Genomic DNA, 15,095 nt, shown 5'->3' with positions numbered 1-15,095 from the left:
CGGTTTACCGCCCGGTGGGCGTCCAGCGCCGGGCGAGCATTTCCATCTCGTCCAGAAGTGCGGTGGAGAGCATGGCATCCATTGGCGTGGAGGACGCCAATCGTGCTTCGAAAACCCGGGCTGCTTGGGCCAGGGAGCCGGCGCGCAGCGCTTCCGCGGCGCCGACCAGCCGATGTGCATGGTGAACCGCGGCAGGATGGTCATTGGACATGCACGCCCTGCGCAGCGCTTCCACATCGGCCAGCAAGGCGCGGCGTATTTCGCTCGGATCAAGATGTGCCGCCGTGTCGCAGTGCGCTTCGGCCAATGTTCGGGAGCACCAGAGCTGCAGCGCATCGCGGAGCTTTTCCAGCGTGTAGGGCTTCGTAAGAACACCATCCATGCCGGAGTCGAAACACGCCGCCATATGCCGGTGGTCGGTCGATGCGGATACCGCCAGGATGGGTATTCGGCCGTGACGCCGTGCGGCTTCACGCCGCCGCCAATCGCGCGTCAACGCGTAGCCGCTCATATCCGGCAGGTCACAGTCGCACAGCACGATGTCATAGGATGACTCACCAAGCGCGCGTATCGCGGCGGACCCGGTGGGAGCCATGTCGGTCGTGCAATTCAAGGATGAAAGTTGCGCCAGCAACACTTCCTGGTTGACCAGGTTGTCCTCCACCACCAGCACTCGCAGGGCCGTTCCGGCTACCGTCGGTGCCGGGTTGGTTGCCTGGCCGTCGTTGTCCGAAGGACGTTCGACTCCAGACGCAACAATCCGGCAAGGGATATGGACCGTAATGGTCGTTCCACGCCCAGGCGCACTATCGACTTCCATCGAGCCATGCATCAGTTGCACCAGTTCCCGACAGATGGCCAATCCCAATCCGGTCCCGCCGAATCGACCGATCGTTACGGCGGAGCCTTGGCAATACGGCTGGAAAAGCTGCTGCCGCGTGCTGTCGTCCATGCCGATACCAGTATCCGTCACCTCGATGTGCAGGAGGCCGTCAGCGCATTCCCCTTCTTGCATTTCCAACCATGGAGAGACGGAAACCGAGCCTCCAGGCGTGAATTTGATCGCGTTGCCGACGAGGTTGCGCAGGATCTGGCCGACGCGCAAGGGGTCCAATAACATCCGGCACGCGATAGGCCGCCGTTCCTGGACGGTAAGCGCCGTTCCTTGGTCCCGCGCCTGGACCGCCAGCAGGTCCGTGATGCCGCGCGTCAGCTCCACGATGTCCACGGGACGCAGCTGCAATTGGACCCGGCCCGCGTCCAGCTTGGACATATCGAGCACGTCATCGAGCAAGCGCAACAGATTCTGCGCGCCGCCCGCAACGATGCCGACAAGCCGCCGTGCATCGAACGAGACGACGGACCGCTGCAGCAACTCCATCGACGCCAGGATGGCATGCATGGGCGATCGGATCTCATGGCTCATGACGGCCAGGAACATCGATTTCTCGCGTTCGCTGCGCAGCGCCAGGCGATGTTGACGGTGGGCGTACAAAGCGAAGAACCCGATAAGCAGCAACCCGGCGACAGCAAGGGAGATATGGACGCGGTAGTACCGGAGAAGCACTTGCAACGACGGCGCGCCGTAGTCCGCACGTTCCAGCCAACGCGCATCCATTTCGTCCGTTTCCTCGGCGGTCAACGAATCCAACGCCTTATCCAGGATCGCACGGAGAACTGGCAGGTCTTTCCTGACGCCCATCGCCAACTCCAACGGCACATGCGCCAACACGCCGGAAACGTGCAACATGCCGTCGTACTTCCTACGAAGCAGCGGCGATACGGCCGCCTCCAGACCCAACGCCGCATCCGCTCGTCCGTCGATCACCGCCAGCAAAGCTTCTTCGGACGACTGGGTAGGCAACACCTTGACCCCCGGATATAAGCGCCGAATGAGGGCAAAGTATGCGCCTCCACTTTTGAGCGCCACGGTACCGCCGTCCAGGCGATCAAGATGGAAAACGGAGCGGAAGCGATCGCGCGTAACGACGACAGTCGAACCGGCATAGTAGACGTCGGTAAGGTCGATGTACTTCGCCACTTCCGGCGACGTGAATTGGCGCAATGTTGCCGGAAGCACATCCACGTCGGCCCGTGCCAGCTTATCCGTCACTTCGTCCCATCCGGTGTGAGGAACAAGCACGAATTTCAGGCCGGTTCTCCGCTCGATGGCAGACAGGTACTCGGAAACCAGGCCTGCGTCCCGCCCGTTCTCAACGTACTGGATGGGTTTCCATGAAGGGTCGACCGCTATGCGCACCGCGGGATGTGCGGCAATCCAGGTTTTTTCTTCGGCACTCAAGTCCAGCGGTAGACCCGAGGCGGGAAACGCGGCAAGCCAAAGGGCGGCCGCCACGAAGGCGGCTGCGAGATTCATAATTCGCGGAGCATGTGCTTGATCTTGAACAGCTCGCCGTCCGACGTCACTCCCAGTTTGCGGAAGGCCGTCTGTTTTTGGGTGCTGATGGTCTTCTTGCTTCGATTGAATTTCTCGGAAATCTGGGTAACCGACATCCCGTCCAGGAAGCACCGTATGACTTCCCGTTCCTTGACCGAGAGTGGAACGCCGGCGAGCAGGACCGCATCGTCCTTCGGAAGCGGTGCCGGCATCTCACGGTCGAGGTCGACACACCGGACAGATGCCTCTTCCAGGCGATATGCCATGTCATGTGCCAGATAGCGGCGGCCCGCGGCCACCGCCCTGATGGCTTTGGCGATATGGTCGACACTCTGGCTCTTCCCGACGAAACCGTCGGCGCCCACCCGCATCGCCAACGCCACGATGGCGGGGTCATAGTGCGAGGACAGGATGATAATCCGGCTGTCGGCAAACTTCGCCTTTAGCGCTCGTATAAGCGAAACACCGTCGATCTGCTCCGGCCCGAGGGAGTAGTCGACCAGCAGCACGTCGGCCGGGGCGGCAGCCAGTCCCGCGATCATCGTGTAGCTGCTTTCGTAGCTGCCGACGACGGCCATATCCCGCTCCGTCGCCAAACAGGAAGCCAGACCGTATCTCACGATCACATGATCGTCCAGTATGGCGACTCGGATGCAAGAACGGGGGTACTGCACATGATCTCCTGATGGAAGCGCGCGGCAACTGACGCATGTTAGAAGAAAGTCGCGGAAACTTTCCGATTCCCATGGACGACGTCGGGTTGGGCGGGACGTTGGAGCCACGGCGACTCCGCACTCCAGAAGATAATATCTGCGCCAAGATAGTCTTCCGCATACTCGGTGAACTCGTCGCGGGTGTAAGGCTTGTGCGTTTTCGGATTCGTGTAGGTCAGCGTAGGTTCCTGAACGGCCATCGCGACCAAGGCCAGCCGCCCCTTGTATTGATGGAAGAACGGATAGGAATTTTTCATCTGGCCCTTCTTCCAAGGCACGATATCGGGCCCACCCAGACCGATACCTTTCTCGGCCGCGAACGAAAACAGCCGGGACATGTAGCGATGGTCGTTGTCCCACTCGCACGGCCAGAAATTGACGTACTGCACCACATAGGACTTGTGGAAAGCACGCTTGGCGAACGCAAGATTTTGCAGCGTCGCATCGAAGTACTTGTCGCAGCTGAAGCCGGTCCGGTCTCGCTTCATATCGATGTCGATCGCGGTCTCCGGCAAATTGATTCCCTGGATACGTCCATCGAATTCTTTTGCCAGGGCAGCCAGCAATTGCCGATAGCGTTCACCTACCGCTGGGTTCCACTGCTGCGCCACCCAGCCGTTCCCTACCGGGCGATTCTCCCCTGGATTATCGTACTGAGGCACGAGCCCGCCATGATATACAGGGTCTTGCAACAGGTAGGCCGGAACATTTCGGGCGTCGGGCTCGAAAAATCGATCCTGGATTTGAATGAATAATTTTCTGTTCAATCCGTTGAGGTAAGCCAGGTCTCGTTCTATGCGGGAGAAATCGTACTGGTCTTTCCCTTTCTCCAGCGCTTTCCAGGTGTACACGACCTGGACACCCTGGATATCCGGCCGTCTGATCGTCGCTTCGATGCTCTTCAGGTCATCAGCGCTGGTGTAGATGAAATTCTGTACGGCGACAGCGCGTGGGCTTGCGGAGAGCGCCGAAAAAGCCAGCAAGGCAAGCAGGATGCGCCTGATCGAGGAAGCTGATCTGCGGGATGACATCGGAAGTCCATTCAGAGTGCTGACGATATGACCTATACGCCCCGGTTTCGTTCTGCTCGTGGACGACCCCGTGCGCCGTCATCGTCATACGGAAGCGCCGTCCAACACCAAGTCGACGAAATTCCGCAGCGCGGGCGACAACTCGCCCGACCGGTGCGCCATGCCCAGGCTGGCGACCAGGCCGGAGTCTTCCAGGGATAGGTAATGCACGTCGTCGGACCGCGTGCCGCGCATGCATGCCGGCACGATGGAAATGCCCAGGCCGCTGGCAACAAGGTTGATGGTGGACGAGACCTGCGGTGCCTGCTGCACGACCTTGGGGCTGAATCCCCTGGCCTCGCACGCGGCCACGACCATTTCCGGCACGCCGGAACGGGTGGAGCGCGGATAGAGGACGAACAGTTCGTCGCGTAGTGCTTCCAGTCGCACGCTCTGGCGGCCGTCCAGCGGGTGGCCCTTGGGGACGACGACCATCATGGGCTCGGTCGAGAGCAGCGAGAACGTGATGCCGCTGTCGTCTCCGATGGGCAGCCGCACGAAGGCGACGTCGATGCGGCCCTGGCGCAGGGCGTCCATGAGCGGTCCCGTGCGGCTTTCCTCCAGGGACATTTCGACCCGTGGATAAAGGCTGCGATAGCGCTGGAGCGCGGTCGTGACTTCGGCCCGGAAGGAGGCCGACTCGGTAAAGCCGACGCTGATTCTGCCCACCATGCCTTGCGCGCTGAGCTGGCAGCGCAACGCGGCCATCCTGACGTGCTCCAGGATGGCGCGCGCTTCTTCCAGATAGAGCTGGCCGGGCAGCGTCAGGCTGACCCGCCCGGGCTGGCGATTGAACAGTTGCACGCCCAGTTCGCTCTCCAGCGCCTTGATTTGCGCCGTCAGCGGCGGCTGGGCGATACCGATGCGCTGCGCCGCACGGGTGAAATGCAGTTCCTCGGCGACGGCGACGAAATACCGTAGGTGACGGAGCTCCATATCTTATAAGTATCAGAAGTAGGAACACAATATATTAGACGGATCGCCCTCCTTTCCCTAGACTCGACGGATTCCAGTAGGCGCACAGATCCGAAAAAGCGAGGAGACCATGGCATTCCAACCCACCGACACCTTACGTCCGCTTCCCATCGAGGGCAGTCCCGACAGCCGCTACTACTCGCTGGCCGTGCTAGAGGAAATGGGCCTGGGAAAGATTTCCCGCCTGCCCCACTCGATACGCGTCATCCTGGAATCCGTGCTGCGCAATCTGAACGGCTCCAGCGTGCAGGAGCACCATCTGCGCCAATTGGCCGGTTGGCAGCCGAATGGCGAACGCAGCGGCGAAGTCCCATTCGTGGTGTCGCGCATCGTGGCGCCGGATTCTTCGGGCGTGCCTTTGTTGGCGGATCTGGCCGCCATGCGCGACGCCGCCGCCGAACTCGGCATGGTGCCTGGCGACATCGAGCCCCTGGTGCCGGTCGACCTGGTCGTCGACCATTCCATCATCGTCGAACATGCAGGTTCCGCCAATGCGCTCATGCTGAATATGGAGATCGAATACGAACGCAATGCGGAAAGGTATTCGTTCCTGAAATGGGCGGCCAATGCATTCAAGGCCTTCCGCATCTTTCCTCCGGGATCGGGCATCGTCCACCAGGTGAATCTTGAAAACCTGGCGCGGGGCGTGCATCAGAAAGGGGGCGTGACGTATTTCGATTCGCTGGTCGGTACCGACAGCCATACGCCCATGGTCAATGGCATCGGCGTACTGGGTTGGGGTGTCGGCGGTATCGAGGCGGAAGCCGCCATGCTGGGCGAGCCGATGTACCTGGTCGCGCCTGACGTGATCGGCGTGGAGCTTACCGGCGCGCCCGCGCCCGGCATCGTAGCCACGGATATCGTGCTGACGGTGGTCCAGGCCTTGCGCGCCAAAAAGGTGGTCGGCAAGTTTGTCGAATTTTTTGGTCCGGGCGCCGCGGCCCTGCCCGCGCCCGACCGCGCGACGATATCGAATATGGCGCCTGAGTACGGCGCGACAGCGGCCTTTTTCCCGGTCGACGCCAATACGCTCGACTATCTGCGGGCCACCGGCCGGACGAAGGCCGAGATCGCCGCCTTGAAAGCCTATTTCCAAGCGCAAGGTATGTTCGGCATGCCGACGCTGGGCCAGATCGATTACACCGATACCGTCCATATTGATCTGGGCGCCGTCGTGCCAAGCGTGGCCGGCCCCTCCCGCCCGCAGGACCGTATCGCGCTTGGCGAGCTGAAGGAAAAGGTGCGCGGCCTCTTGCCCCAGGAAGCGTCCGCCGCGTCGGGCTCCGGCCAGGCGCTGCGTCATGGCGACGTCGTCCTGGCCGCCATTACGTCCTGTACCAATACCTCCAATCCCCGGCTGATGCTGGCCGCGGGGATCCTGGCCAGGAAAGCCGTCGAAAAAGGATTGAAGGCCGCGGCGCATGTGAAGACCTCCTTCACACCCGGCTCGCGTGTCGTGACCTCGTACTTGCAGGCCACCGGCCTGGACCAATACCTGGATACCCTGGGCTTCAACGTCGCGGGCTACGGCTGCGCCACCTGCATGGGCAATTCCGGCCCTTTGGATGCGGGGATCCTCGACCAGATCAAGGACGGCAACCTGACCGTGGCCGCGGTGCTTTCGGGCAACCGGAATTTCGAAGCGCGCATCCACCAGGCGATCAAGGCCAACTTCCTGATGAGCCCGCCGCTGGTGGTGGCATTCGCGATCGCGGGCAGGGCCGATTTCGATCCGGCGAACGACGCCCTCGGCGCAGGGCCGGACGGCAAGATGGTCTATCTTGCCGATCTCTGGCCCACGGCGGAAGAAATGGCGCAGGTCATGCCCGTCGCGCAAGACCCCAAGCACGTCCTCGCCGTTTACGCCCAGACGGGACGGAATAATGAGCTATGGGAGGCGCTGCCCGCGCCCAAGGGCGACCTGTTCGTATGGGACGACGGCTCGACCTACCTGAAGCGGCCGCCCTTCTTCGATGGCGTCACGCTGGATATCCCATCCAAGGGCGCGATCAAGGGTGCACGAGCGCTCGCGATCCTGGGTGATTCGGTGACCACCGATCACATCAATCCAGGCGGCTCGATTCCACCCGAATCCGAGTCAGGAAAATTCCTCATATCGCTGGGTGTGGAACCACGCGACTTCAACAGCTATATATCGCGCCGCGCGCACGACCGCGTCATGGTGCGCAGCAGCTTCGCGAATGTGCGCATCCGCAACCTGATGGTCGATGAAGTGGGCAGCCATACGCTGCACCAACCGGATGGGCAGCGCATGAGCATCTTCGAAGCCGCCGTCAAATACACGGCCGAAGGCGTGCCGATGATCGTCTTCGCGGGCGAGGAATACGGCAACGGTTCCAGCCGCGATTGGGCCGCGAAAGGCCCCAGCCTGCTGGGTGTGCGCGCCGTGATTGCGCGGGGTTTCGAGCGCATCCATCGCAGCAACCTGGTCGGCATGGGCATATTGCCGCTGGAGCTTCCCGAAGGCGTCAGCGCCCAGACCCTGGGGCTGGTGGGAGACGAAACCTTCGATGTGACCGGGGACATGGACGACGTTCGCACCGGCCAGGTTTTCGAACTGGTGATCCATCGCCAGGATGGAACGACGGCGAAGGTGCCCTTGCGGGTACGTATCGACTCGGCGATCGAAGAGGCGTATTTCAGGAATGGCGGGATCCTGCCCTATGTATTGAGGCAGCGGCTCGCCCGGCATGTGAGCGGTGCGAGCCACGCCTGAACAGGTTCCTTCCGCTAGCCTTCCCAGCCAGCGTTCACATGCGGAACCGACCATTGCGTCACCGCCGTCGGCTCAAGCACCGGCTTGCCGAGAAAGGGGGCCGACAGGCAGTAGATGCCGGCGTGCGTCGATTGCCAGATCAGGTTCCGGTCCCATTCGATGAAAACGGCTTCCGTGGTGCCTCGACGCCAGCTCATGTAGTCGTCGATCTCGCCGTCACGCGGTGGGACGAAGTACGCGACCTCCTTCGGCTCCGTCGGATCCGAAATGTCGAAGAGGCGCAGCCCTGCATTGAGATATGACAGTGCAACGACATCTGGACGCGCTTTTCCTGGCGCGATCCAGTTCTGCATGACGCGCGAGCTGAAGCGGCCTCGCGCCATCGCAAAGTCCTTGTAGGGCGCATCGGGATGCGGCATCGGACGCGGGAAGAGACCGATGATGCGCGGCTTGGCCGGGTCCTTCACGTCGATGACATAGCTCGTGTGAAACGGCTCGCGACAGTCGGACTCAAGCGCTTCGGGTATCGCGATGACGAGATTCTGCAACCGCGGATAGCGCTGCGGATCGGCCGTCACTGGCACGACATGATGATAAGGAATGGCGCCGATGGCTTCGAGCGGATGCGACACCCGACCATAGACCTTGGGATTGCGTATGTCGGACAGGTCATGGACGTACATGCCGAAGTGGCCCCACCCACCATATCCGATGGTCCCCCCATCTTCGACCCGGACCGGGACGATGCAGGGCGTGCGATTACCGGTCCATGAGCATTGGTCGCCGGCAAACGGATAGGTCTCGCGATAGTGCTGTTCTTCGTCGAGCCTCTGCCCTGGCACCCACCATCGCGATACTTCCTTCACCTTGGCGGGGTCGGACATGTCCACGATCATCAAGCCGTTGCTGTAGACGCGCTCGGTGCTTTCCATACGCAACTGGTCGTCCCAGCCGCAGGCCAGATATGCGTATCGGCCTCCATCGTAGAAAGGCAGATGGACGCCGTGGCCTGTGGTGCCCGTTTCGAATTCGCTCAGCAACTGGGTCTTTTCGGGATTCGTGACGTCGTAGACCTTGATGCCACGGAAGCCGCGATTGTCGATCGCCTTGCGGGCGTATTCCTCGTGATATTTCCCGTGGGGGTATTCCGGTGTTCCCGGGGTCAGCGGCATCTGGTGCGCGACCACCCGGATCCACTTCTTCAGTTGCTGGTTGTAGACGCAGCTCTGGAATGTGGGCAGGTTTCCTTCCTCGATCACCGTCGCTTTCAAGGGATCCGTGACGTCGACCCAACCGCCCTGGAAAGCAATCAGGCGACGCTTGCCCTTCGCCCACATGCATGAGTGTTCGTCCCCGAACATCCTCAGCTTGATCGACGGGTAATAAGCAAGGATCTCCATGTTGGAGATGTACTGATTACGGTCGAGATAATTCAATGCGCCGGCCGGCAAACGGAATGGCACCGTGCCGCCGCCCGGCATGACACCTTCCACCCGTTTGCCTTCGGCGGCCGCGTGCGCCATCGATTTGGAAGACACAGCCTGATCATCGTTTGCTGCCATTACCGCGCTCCTGTCCCGTATGGCTGATTTGCATCCACTAGCTTCATGGTCCCACTCGCGAGCAGGACACGCCCGGACTTCAGAGCGGTTGGAATCCGATATCCTTGACCAGCTTCTCGAAGCGGGCCATGTCGCTATCGATCAATTCAGCGAACTGCTGTGGCGACTTGATCGTCGGCACCAGGCCCAGGGCTTTCAACTTTTCCTGCATGTCCGGCTCGGCGAGTATCTGGTTGATGGCCGCGTTCAGCTTTTTTACGATCTTGGGATCCGTCCCGGCCGGTGCGACGATGCCGTTCCAGCCAGGCACGGAATAACCCGGCAAGCTGTCGCCGATCGCAGGCAATTCCGGCAGAAACTTATCCTTCGCCGTGATCCCCACCAGATGGACTCTTCCGGATTGTATGGACGGCGCGAGGCTGGTGTACGAAGAAACACCCAGGTCCAGTTGGCCGCTGGCGAGATCGGTGACGATAGGGCCGACATCCTTATAGGAGATGTTCTGCACGTCGAAGCCATTCTGGTAAGCGATCAGGGCGACCGACAGATGAGGCAGGCCTCCCTGGCTCGGGCTACCCAGCTTCAGCTCGCGCTTGCCCTGCTTGGCCCACGCGATGACGTCCTTGATGTTCTTCAGCGGCCCGTCCACATTGGAAACGATCGCCAGGTAGTTTTCCGCGATCTCGACGACCGGCACGAAGTCCTTCTTGGGGTCGTACATGAGCTTCGCGGTGACGAACGGCGCGAGAGCCAGATTGGTGATCTGTACGACGCCCAGGGTGTATCCGTCCGGCTTCGCCCGTGCGACGCGGTTCAGCCCGATCTGGCCGCTGGCCCCTGCGTGGTTTTCCACGATGACCGGCTGGTTGAATCGCGTGCGCAAACGCTCGCCTATCATCCGCGCCATGATATCGACGGATGCACCCGGACTGTAAGGCACTTCGATGGTGATCGGTCGACTCGGATAATCGTCAGCCCGTGACGATGACGCGAAGCACAACGACGCCAGCGCCGTTGCGAAGACAAAAGCTAGCCGTTTCATTCAAAGACCCCTTGCGTGTTGCCGCGTTGTCGCGTTGTCCCGGCTTGGTGCCGAGTTCTTTTACAGTGCGCCAAATTAGGGGGTCCGCCATCCTTTGTCAACACACTACCACTACCTGATCATCGTGCTGCCTCAAACTCAAAGCTCTTCATTCGAAGTCAACCACTCAGGCTCGTACGCGCCCAGTGCGCGTGCCGGATAAGACCAGGCAAGCGGTGCCCCTTCTATCTCCAAGGGCGGAAGCAGCCGGGTCGCGGGCCCCCAGGACGTTTGCTCGACGTGCCGGGTGCAATCGCCAGGCGTATCCGTCGCGAGCTTGACCACCTCAGTCACAGGCTCCGGGCGAGGTTGCAAAACCGCCGCGGTACGCGCCAGGGACGCACGAAACTCCGATCCAGCCCCTTGCGTCGTTCTGATCGTCAACCCGCGCAGCGCCGCCGCAGCCATCAGGTAGCCGGTCGCGTGGTCGATCGCCTGGACCGGGAGGCTGACCGGTTCATCGCTGTGCATCGCACGCATGCCCGCCTCCGCGATGCCCGTGCTCATCTGGATGAGACTGTCGAAACCCCGCCGGCAACGCCACGCACCGGACCAGCCATACGCATCGAGCGATACGTCGATCAGCGCGGGATTCAGCTCGCGCCGCTGAGCGGCATCGAGACCGAGACGGGCGAGCGCATCGGACCGGTAACCGTGGACCAGGATATCCGCGCGGCGCAACAACTGTCGCAGCGTATCGAGATCGGCGGCGTCCTTCAGGTTCAGCCGCGCACAGCGCTTGCCCAGGACGACCTCAGGCACCGTGCCGGGCTCTTCCCAGCCGTAGGGATCGATGCGCAACACTTCCGCGCCCAGACCGGCCAGGAATCGTGTCGCGACGGGACCCGCGAGTATGCGCGTCAGGTCGAGCACGCGGATGCCGCGCAACGGACGGTCTCGCGAAGGCTGCCATCCGCGCGTCGCGACACGGCTCTCCGTGTGGACGTGCAACAAGGGCTCGGACGCGACGGCGCGGCCTTGCGGATGGGCAGCCCATTCCTGCCGCGAGTACATGACGGCCGCACAGCCGCCACGCGCAACCACGGCGTCTTCGAGCGCGCCGGCCTGCCAGCGGCTTACCGCGCGCGCGACGGATTTCGCGTCCCCCGCGCAGCCAAGAACCGCCAGCGCGGCTTCGCGATGATGCGGCGCGTTGGTGTGCAAACGGATCCAGCGATCGCTCGCTCGATAATTGCCGGCTACGGGATCCCATTGCGGCGGCATCGTCCATCCAATCGGACGCAGCGACGTGCCGAACCATAGCGACGCCATGCGTCGGTCGACCTCGACCGCCGGCAGGCTGCCGGTCGACGCCTGCAGCAATTCCGCGGCGGCCGTTCCCGCCGCGCCGATTGCCGCCGCCGCCAGGTCGGTTACGTGGAACGCGGAGATCAGCTCTCCCGACCCGCTGAAGGCGCAGGCATCGGGAAGCCCGGCCGCTCCACCCAACGCTGCCCAAAACTCCCGCAACTGCTTGGACGCCGGGTCCCCAGCATTACCGGCTGGGCCTTGTGACACTTTGTCGGCACGCATGTTCGTCTCGAATGATTCAGGTATGGCAAAGATCGGACGGCTCGCTTTTATTGTCAACGTTGACTATTCTGATCAACCAATCGAACGTTTCCCCTCTTCCGTCATGCCGAACTATCTGAATTCGACCGAAGCCGCGGCAAGGCTCGGCGTGTCGCGCCAAACGCTCTACGCGTACGTCAGCCGCGGCCTGCTGCATGCCGCGCCCGGCGGCAATCATCGCGAAAGCCGTTATTTCGCGGCCGACGTCGACAGGTTCGCGTCCCAGCGCGCACGCGGCCGCAAGCCGAAGGAAGTCGCGAAGGCCGCACTGAACTGGGGCTTGCCCGTACTCGAATCGAGCATCACGTCTATCGATGATGGACGGCTCTTCTATCGTGGCGTGGACGCATTGGAACTCGCCGACCATGCGAGCCTGGAGGACGTCGCCGCACTCCTCTGGCAATGCGACAGGCAAATCGCTTTCGGCCCCCGAGCCGCCCCCGCGCCGGCCGTCTTGCGGCCGCTGATCAAGCATTACCGGGATCAACGCGCGGAGGAAGCTCTCCTGCCGCTTTTCGCTGTCGCGAGCGAAGATGCGCCAACTGCCATCTGGCAGAAGTCGGCCGAGCGGCAGGCGCGAGGCTGCGGAGACCTGGTGCGGATCCTGGCCGCATGCCTGTTGGGCGCGCCTCCCGATACGACGCCTATCCACGAGCAATGCGCGCGCGCCTGGGGCGTAGGTCCCGCGGGAGCCGAACTGATCAGGATGGCGCTCGTGCTGTGCGCGGATCACGAACTCAACGCATCGAGCTTCACCGGTCGCTGCGTGGCCTCGACCAGCGCGAGTCTGCGGGCCGTCGTGATCGGCGGTTTGGCCGGCCTGTCTGGCGAACGACACGGCGCCACCACCGCCCGCGTCGAGGCGTGGTGGGATGAACTCGGCACACGGGATACCGAACGAAAAATGCGCGACCGGCTTTCGAGGGGAGACGATCTGCCGGGCTTCGGACATTCGCTTTATCCCGACGGCGATGCGCGCGCGACGTATCTGTTGACGCGCCTGCTTCCGCGCCATCCTCAATGGGTACGCATGCTCGATGCCGGGACGACGCTGGTAGGACAGAAGCCGTCCGTGGATCTCGCACTCGTGGCCTTGCGCAGGCATCTACGGCTTCCCCTTGGGGCTGCATTCGGCCTGTTCGCGCTTGGCCGCTCGGTGGGATGGATTGCACACGGACTGGAACAGCGCGAGCAACCCGATTTGATCCGGCCTCGCGCGGTGTACGTTGGGCCCCCTGTCGAACCAGGGCCGTCACGGTCGCAGGGGCGGTCGACAAAGCGGCAAGCGGCGCGGCAAACGGCGCGGCATGCGGTGCCGCAAAACGATCTACCACCCGCTTTCTTCAGAACTGGTCTATAAAGTTCGAACGTCCGGCGATTCCGGCAACCGCGGCCACTTCGCCAGCGATGTCCGGGCGTTCCTCTTCACATCCACACGCACCCAGGAGCAAGACATGACTGCAAAACTAGCTGGCAAAGTTGCCTTCGTCACGGGCGGTAGTCGCGGTATCGGCGCTGCGATCGTGCGGCGATTGTCGGACGACGGGGCGACGGTGGTCTTTACCTACAAGGGATCCGCGGAGGCGGCCAACGCCTTGGCTGCGGGCATAGAGAAAAACGGCGGACGTGCGCTGGCCTTGCAGGCCGACGCGGGGGATGCGGCCGCGGTCGGCGGCGCGATCGACAAGGCGGCGGCTCAACTGGGGAAGATCGACATCCTGGTGAACAACGCGGGCATCGCGGTGTTGGGGCCGGTCGACGACATCTCGCTTGAGGACTTCGACCGGACGCTGCAGGTGAATGTGCGCGCCGTTTTCGTTGCCGTGAAGGCCGTGCTGCCGCATATGGGCGAAGGCGGCCGTATCGTGAATATCAGCAGCTGCAACGCGGAGAGGATGCCCTTTCCCGGCGGCGCGGCCTATGCGATGAGCAAGTCGGCGTTGCGGGGGCTGGTGCAGGGCCTGGCGCGGGATCTGGGTCCGCGCGGGATCACGGTCAACAACGTGCAGCCGGGGCCCGTCGATACCGATATGAATCCCAAGGACGGCGACTTCGCTTCCATGCTGCATGGGCTGATGGCAATTCCTCGGCACGCACGACCGGAGGAGATCGCCGGGATGGTGTCCTATGTCGTCAGCCCGGAAGCGGCATTCGTGACCGGAGCGAGCCTGACGATCGATGGCGGGTTCAACGCCTAGGACTGCCCACGCTTTTGGCCGATGCGCACCGTGCGCAAAGGCCGAAACAGAAGGTCCGTCAGGCTGCGTCAGCCGACCGGAAGCTGGTTCATTTCATCCACCAACTGCCGGCCGTGCAGGATGGCGGCATCCACCGCGCGGCGAGGCGTCGGGACCGCGCCGCCCTGCGCGAATTGCGGTACGCCATGCTCGGAGGAGACCGAGCCCTCGTGGCGTATGACGAGCAGCGTGGCGGTGAACGCAGGCTGGTTGCTAGCGGCTTCGCGCTTCACGATGGCGCTGAGCCGATAGCCTTTGTAGACGATGTTGTTTTCCATATCTGATCCTCTTACCCGAGCGGCCGGTCAACGACCACAACAAAAAAACGCCCAAATAAAAAAGCCCTCTGGGGAGGGCTTTTTCCTACAACATGCGGATGTTCGCGGTTTGCGGTCCCTTGGGACCCTGTCCTATCGAAAAGGTGATCTTGCGCGGCTCGTCGGGCATCGCGGCGACTACGCTTTCAGCCGCGGAATATTCGGCATAGAGATCGCCGCCGTCGCCCGCGGGCATGATGAATCCATGGCCGCAACCGGCGTCACGCTGACTCGCGATGTGTGTTTGCATGTGCTTTCCTCGAAACGGAAGGGACGCCCCCTTCAAGCGAGATATCAAGGAAAGGACTTTGGACTATGAAGCGCGCAGGCGCAGGATGGAACAAATCGCGGTACTTGAGTCTTGGATGCAATGTGATCTACATGAAGGGTAGTGTCAAGGAAAGACTCTTGGGGACGCAACCTCATTGGTTAC

At 62.2% G+C, this 15,095-nt stretch carries 12 protein-coding genes; 3 read left to right on the top strand and 9 right to left on the bottom strand.

Annotated elements, in window-relative coordinates:
* Positions 1-4: 4 nt before the first annotated feature.
* The 4 genes from CAL12_RS04560 to CAL12_RS04545 form a co-directional block, all read right to left on the bottom strand.
* Positions 5-2,377 carry an ATP-binding protein gene (locus CAL12_RS04560; RefSeq protein WP_086063403.1) on the bottom strand — a complete coding sequence of 791 codons (2,373 nt, stop codon included), beginning with the start codon at positions 2,375-2,377 and terminating at the stop codon, positions 5-7.
* On the bottom strand, positions 2,374-3,072 hold the full coding sequence (locus CAL12_RS04555) for a response regulator transcription factor (protein WP_332459056.1): 699 nt from the start codon (positions 3,070-3,072) through the stop codon (positions 2,374-2,376). Before CAL12_RS04555 ends, CAL12_RS04560 begins: the two co-directional genes overlap by 4 nt.
* 38 nt (positions 3,073-3,110) lie before the next feature.
* Positions 3,111-4,142: a hypothetical protein gene (locus tag CAL12_RS04550; protein ID WP_086063402.1), complete on the bottom strand. Its 1,032-nt coding sequence runs from the start codon at positions 4,140-4,142 to the stop codon at positions 3,111-3,113.
* 84 nt (positions 4,143-4,226) lie between these two features.
* The gene (locus CAL12_RS04545; RefSeq protein ID WP_086063401.1) at positions 4,227-5,117 is read right to left on the bottom strand and encodes a LysR family transcriptional regulator; all 891 of its coding nucleotides are present in this window, start codon (positions 5,115-5,117) and stop codon (positions 4,227-4,229) included.
* A gap of 109 nt (positions 5,118-5,226) precedes the next feature.
* On the opposite strand from CAL12_RS04545, the gene acnA reads away from it, so the two are divergent.
* On the top strand, positions 5,227-7,893 hold the full coding sequence (acnA, locus tag CAL12_RS04540) for an aconitate hydratase AcnA (protein ID WP_086063400.1): 2,667 nt from the start codon (positions 5,227-5,229) through the stop codon (positions 7,891-7,893).
* Between the two features lie 14 nt (positions 7,894-7,907).
* On the opposite strand, the gene CAL12_RS04535 is transcribed toward acnA, so the two are convergent.
* The 3 genes from CAL12_RS04535 to CAL12_RS04525 form a co-directional block, all read right to left on the bottom strand.
* Entirely contained in the window at positions 7,908-9,455 is a 1,548-nt protein-coding gene (locus CAL12_RS04535) for an LVIVD repeat-containing protein (RefSeq protein WP_086063399.1), read from the bottom strand.
* Between the two features lie 79 nt (positions 9,456-9,534).
* Entirely contained in the window at positions 9,535-10,497 is a 963-nt protein-coding gene (locus CAL12_RS04530) for a Bug family tripartite tricarboxylate transporter substrate binding protein (RefSeq protein WP_086063398.1), read from the bottom strand.
* 138 nt (positions 10,498-10,635) lie between these two features.
* Positions 10,636-12,069 (bottom strand): CoA transferase, encoded by a 1,434-nt coding sequence (locus tag CAL12_RS04525; RefSeq protein WP_086063397.1) that lies wholly within the window; start codon positions 12,067-12,069, stop codon positions 10,636-10,638.
* 103 nt (positions 12,070-12,172) lie between these two features.
* Between CAL12_RS04525 and CAL12_RS04520 the strand changes: the two genes are divergently transcribed.
* On the top strand, positions 12,173-13,468 hold the full coding sequence (locus CAL12_RS04520) for a citrate synthase family protein (protein WP_086063396.1): 1,296 nt from the start codon (positions 12,173-12,175) through the stop codon (positions 13,466-13,468).
* 94 nt (positions 13,469-13,562) lie between these two features.
* Positions 13,563-14,306, top strand: coding sequence for an SDR family oxidoreductase (locus CAL12_RS04515; RefSeq protein ID WP_086063395.1), 744 nt, complete (start codon positions 13,563-13,565; stop codon positions 14,304-14,306).
* A 68-nt stretch (positions 14,307-14,374) separates the two neighbouring features.
* Here CAL12_RS04515 and CAL12_RS04510 read toward each other — a convergent pair whose 3' ends face one another.
* Both CAL12_RS04510 and CAL12_RS04505 read right to left on the bottom strand, forming a co-directional pair.
* Positions 14,375-14,623, bottom strand: coding sequence for a hypothetical protein (locus CAL12_RS04510; RefSeq protein ID WP_086063394.1), 249 nt, complete (start codon positions 14,621-14,623; stop codon positions 14,375-14,377).
* An 85-nt stretch (positions 14,624-14,708) separates the two neighbouring features.
* Positions 14,709-14,912, bottom strand: coding sequence for a cold-shock protein (locus tag CAL12_RS04505; RefSeq protein ID WP_086063393.1), 204 nt, complete (start codon positions 14,910-14,912; stop codon positions 14,709-14,711).
* Positions 14,913-15,095 lie beyond the last annotated feature (183 nt).

The sequence above is a fragment of the Bordetella genomosp. 8 genome (assembly GCF_002119685.1).
Taxonomy (GTDB): Bacteria; Pseudomonadota; Gammaproteobacteria; order Burkholderiales; family Burkholderiaceae_B; genus Bordetella_C.
Note: the sequence above shows the minus strand (reverse complement) of the source record. Positions and strands in the feature narration are given on the sequence as shown.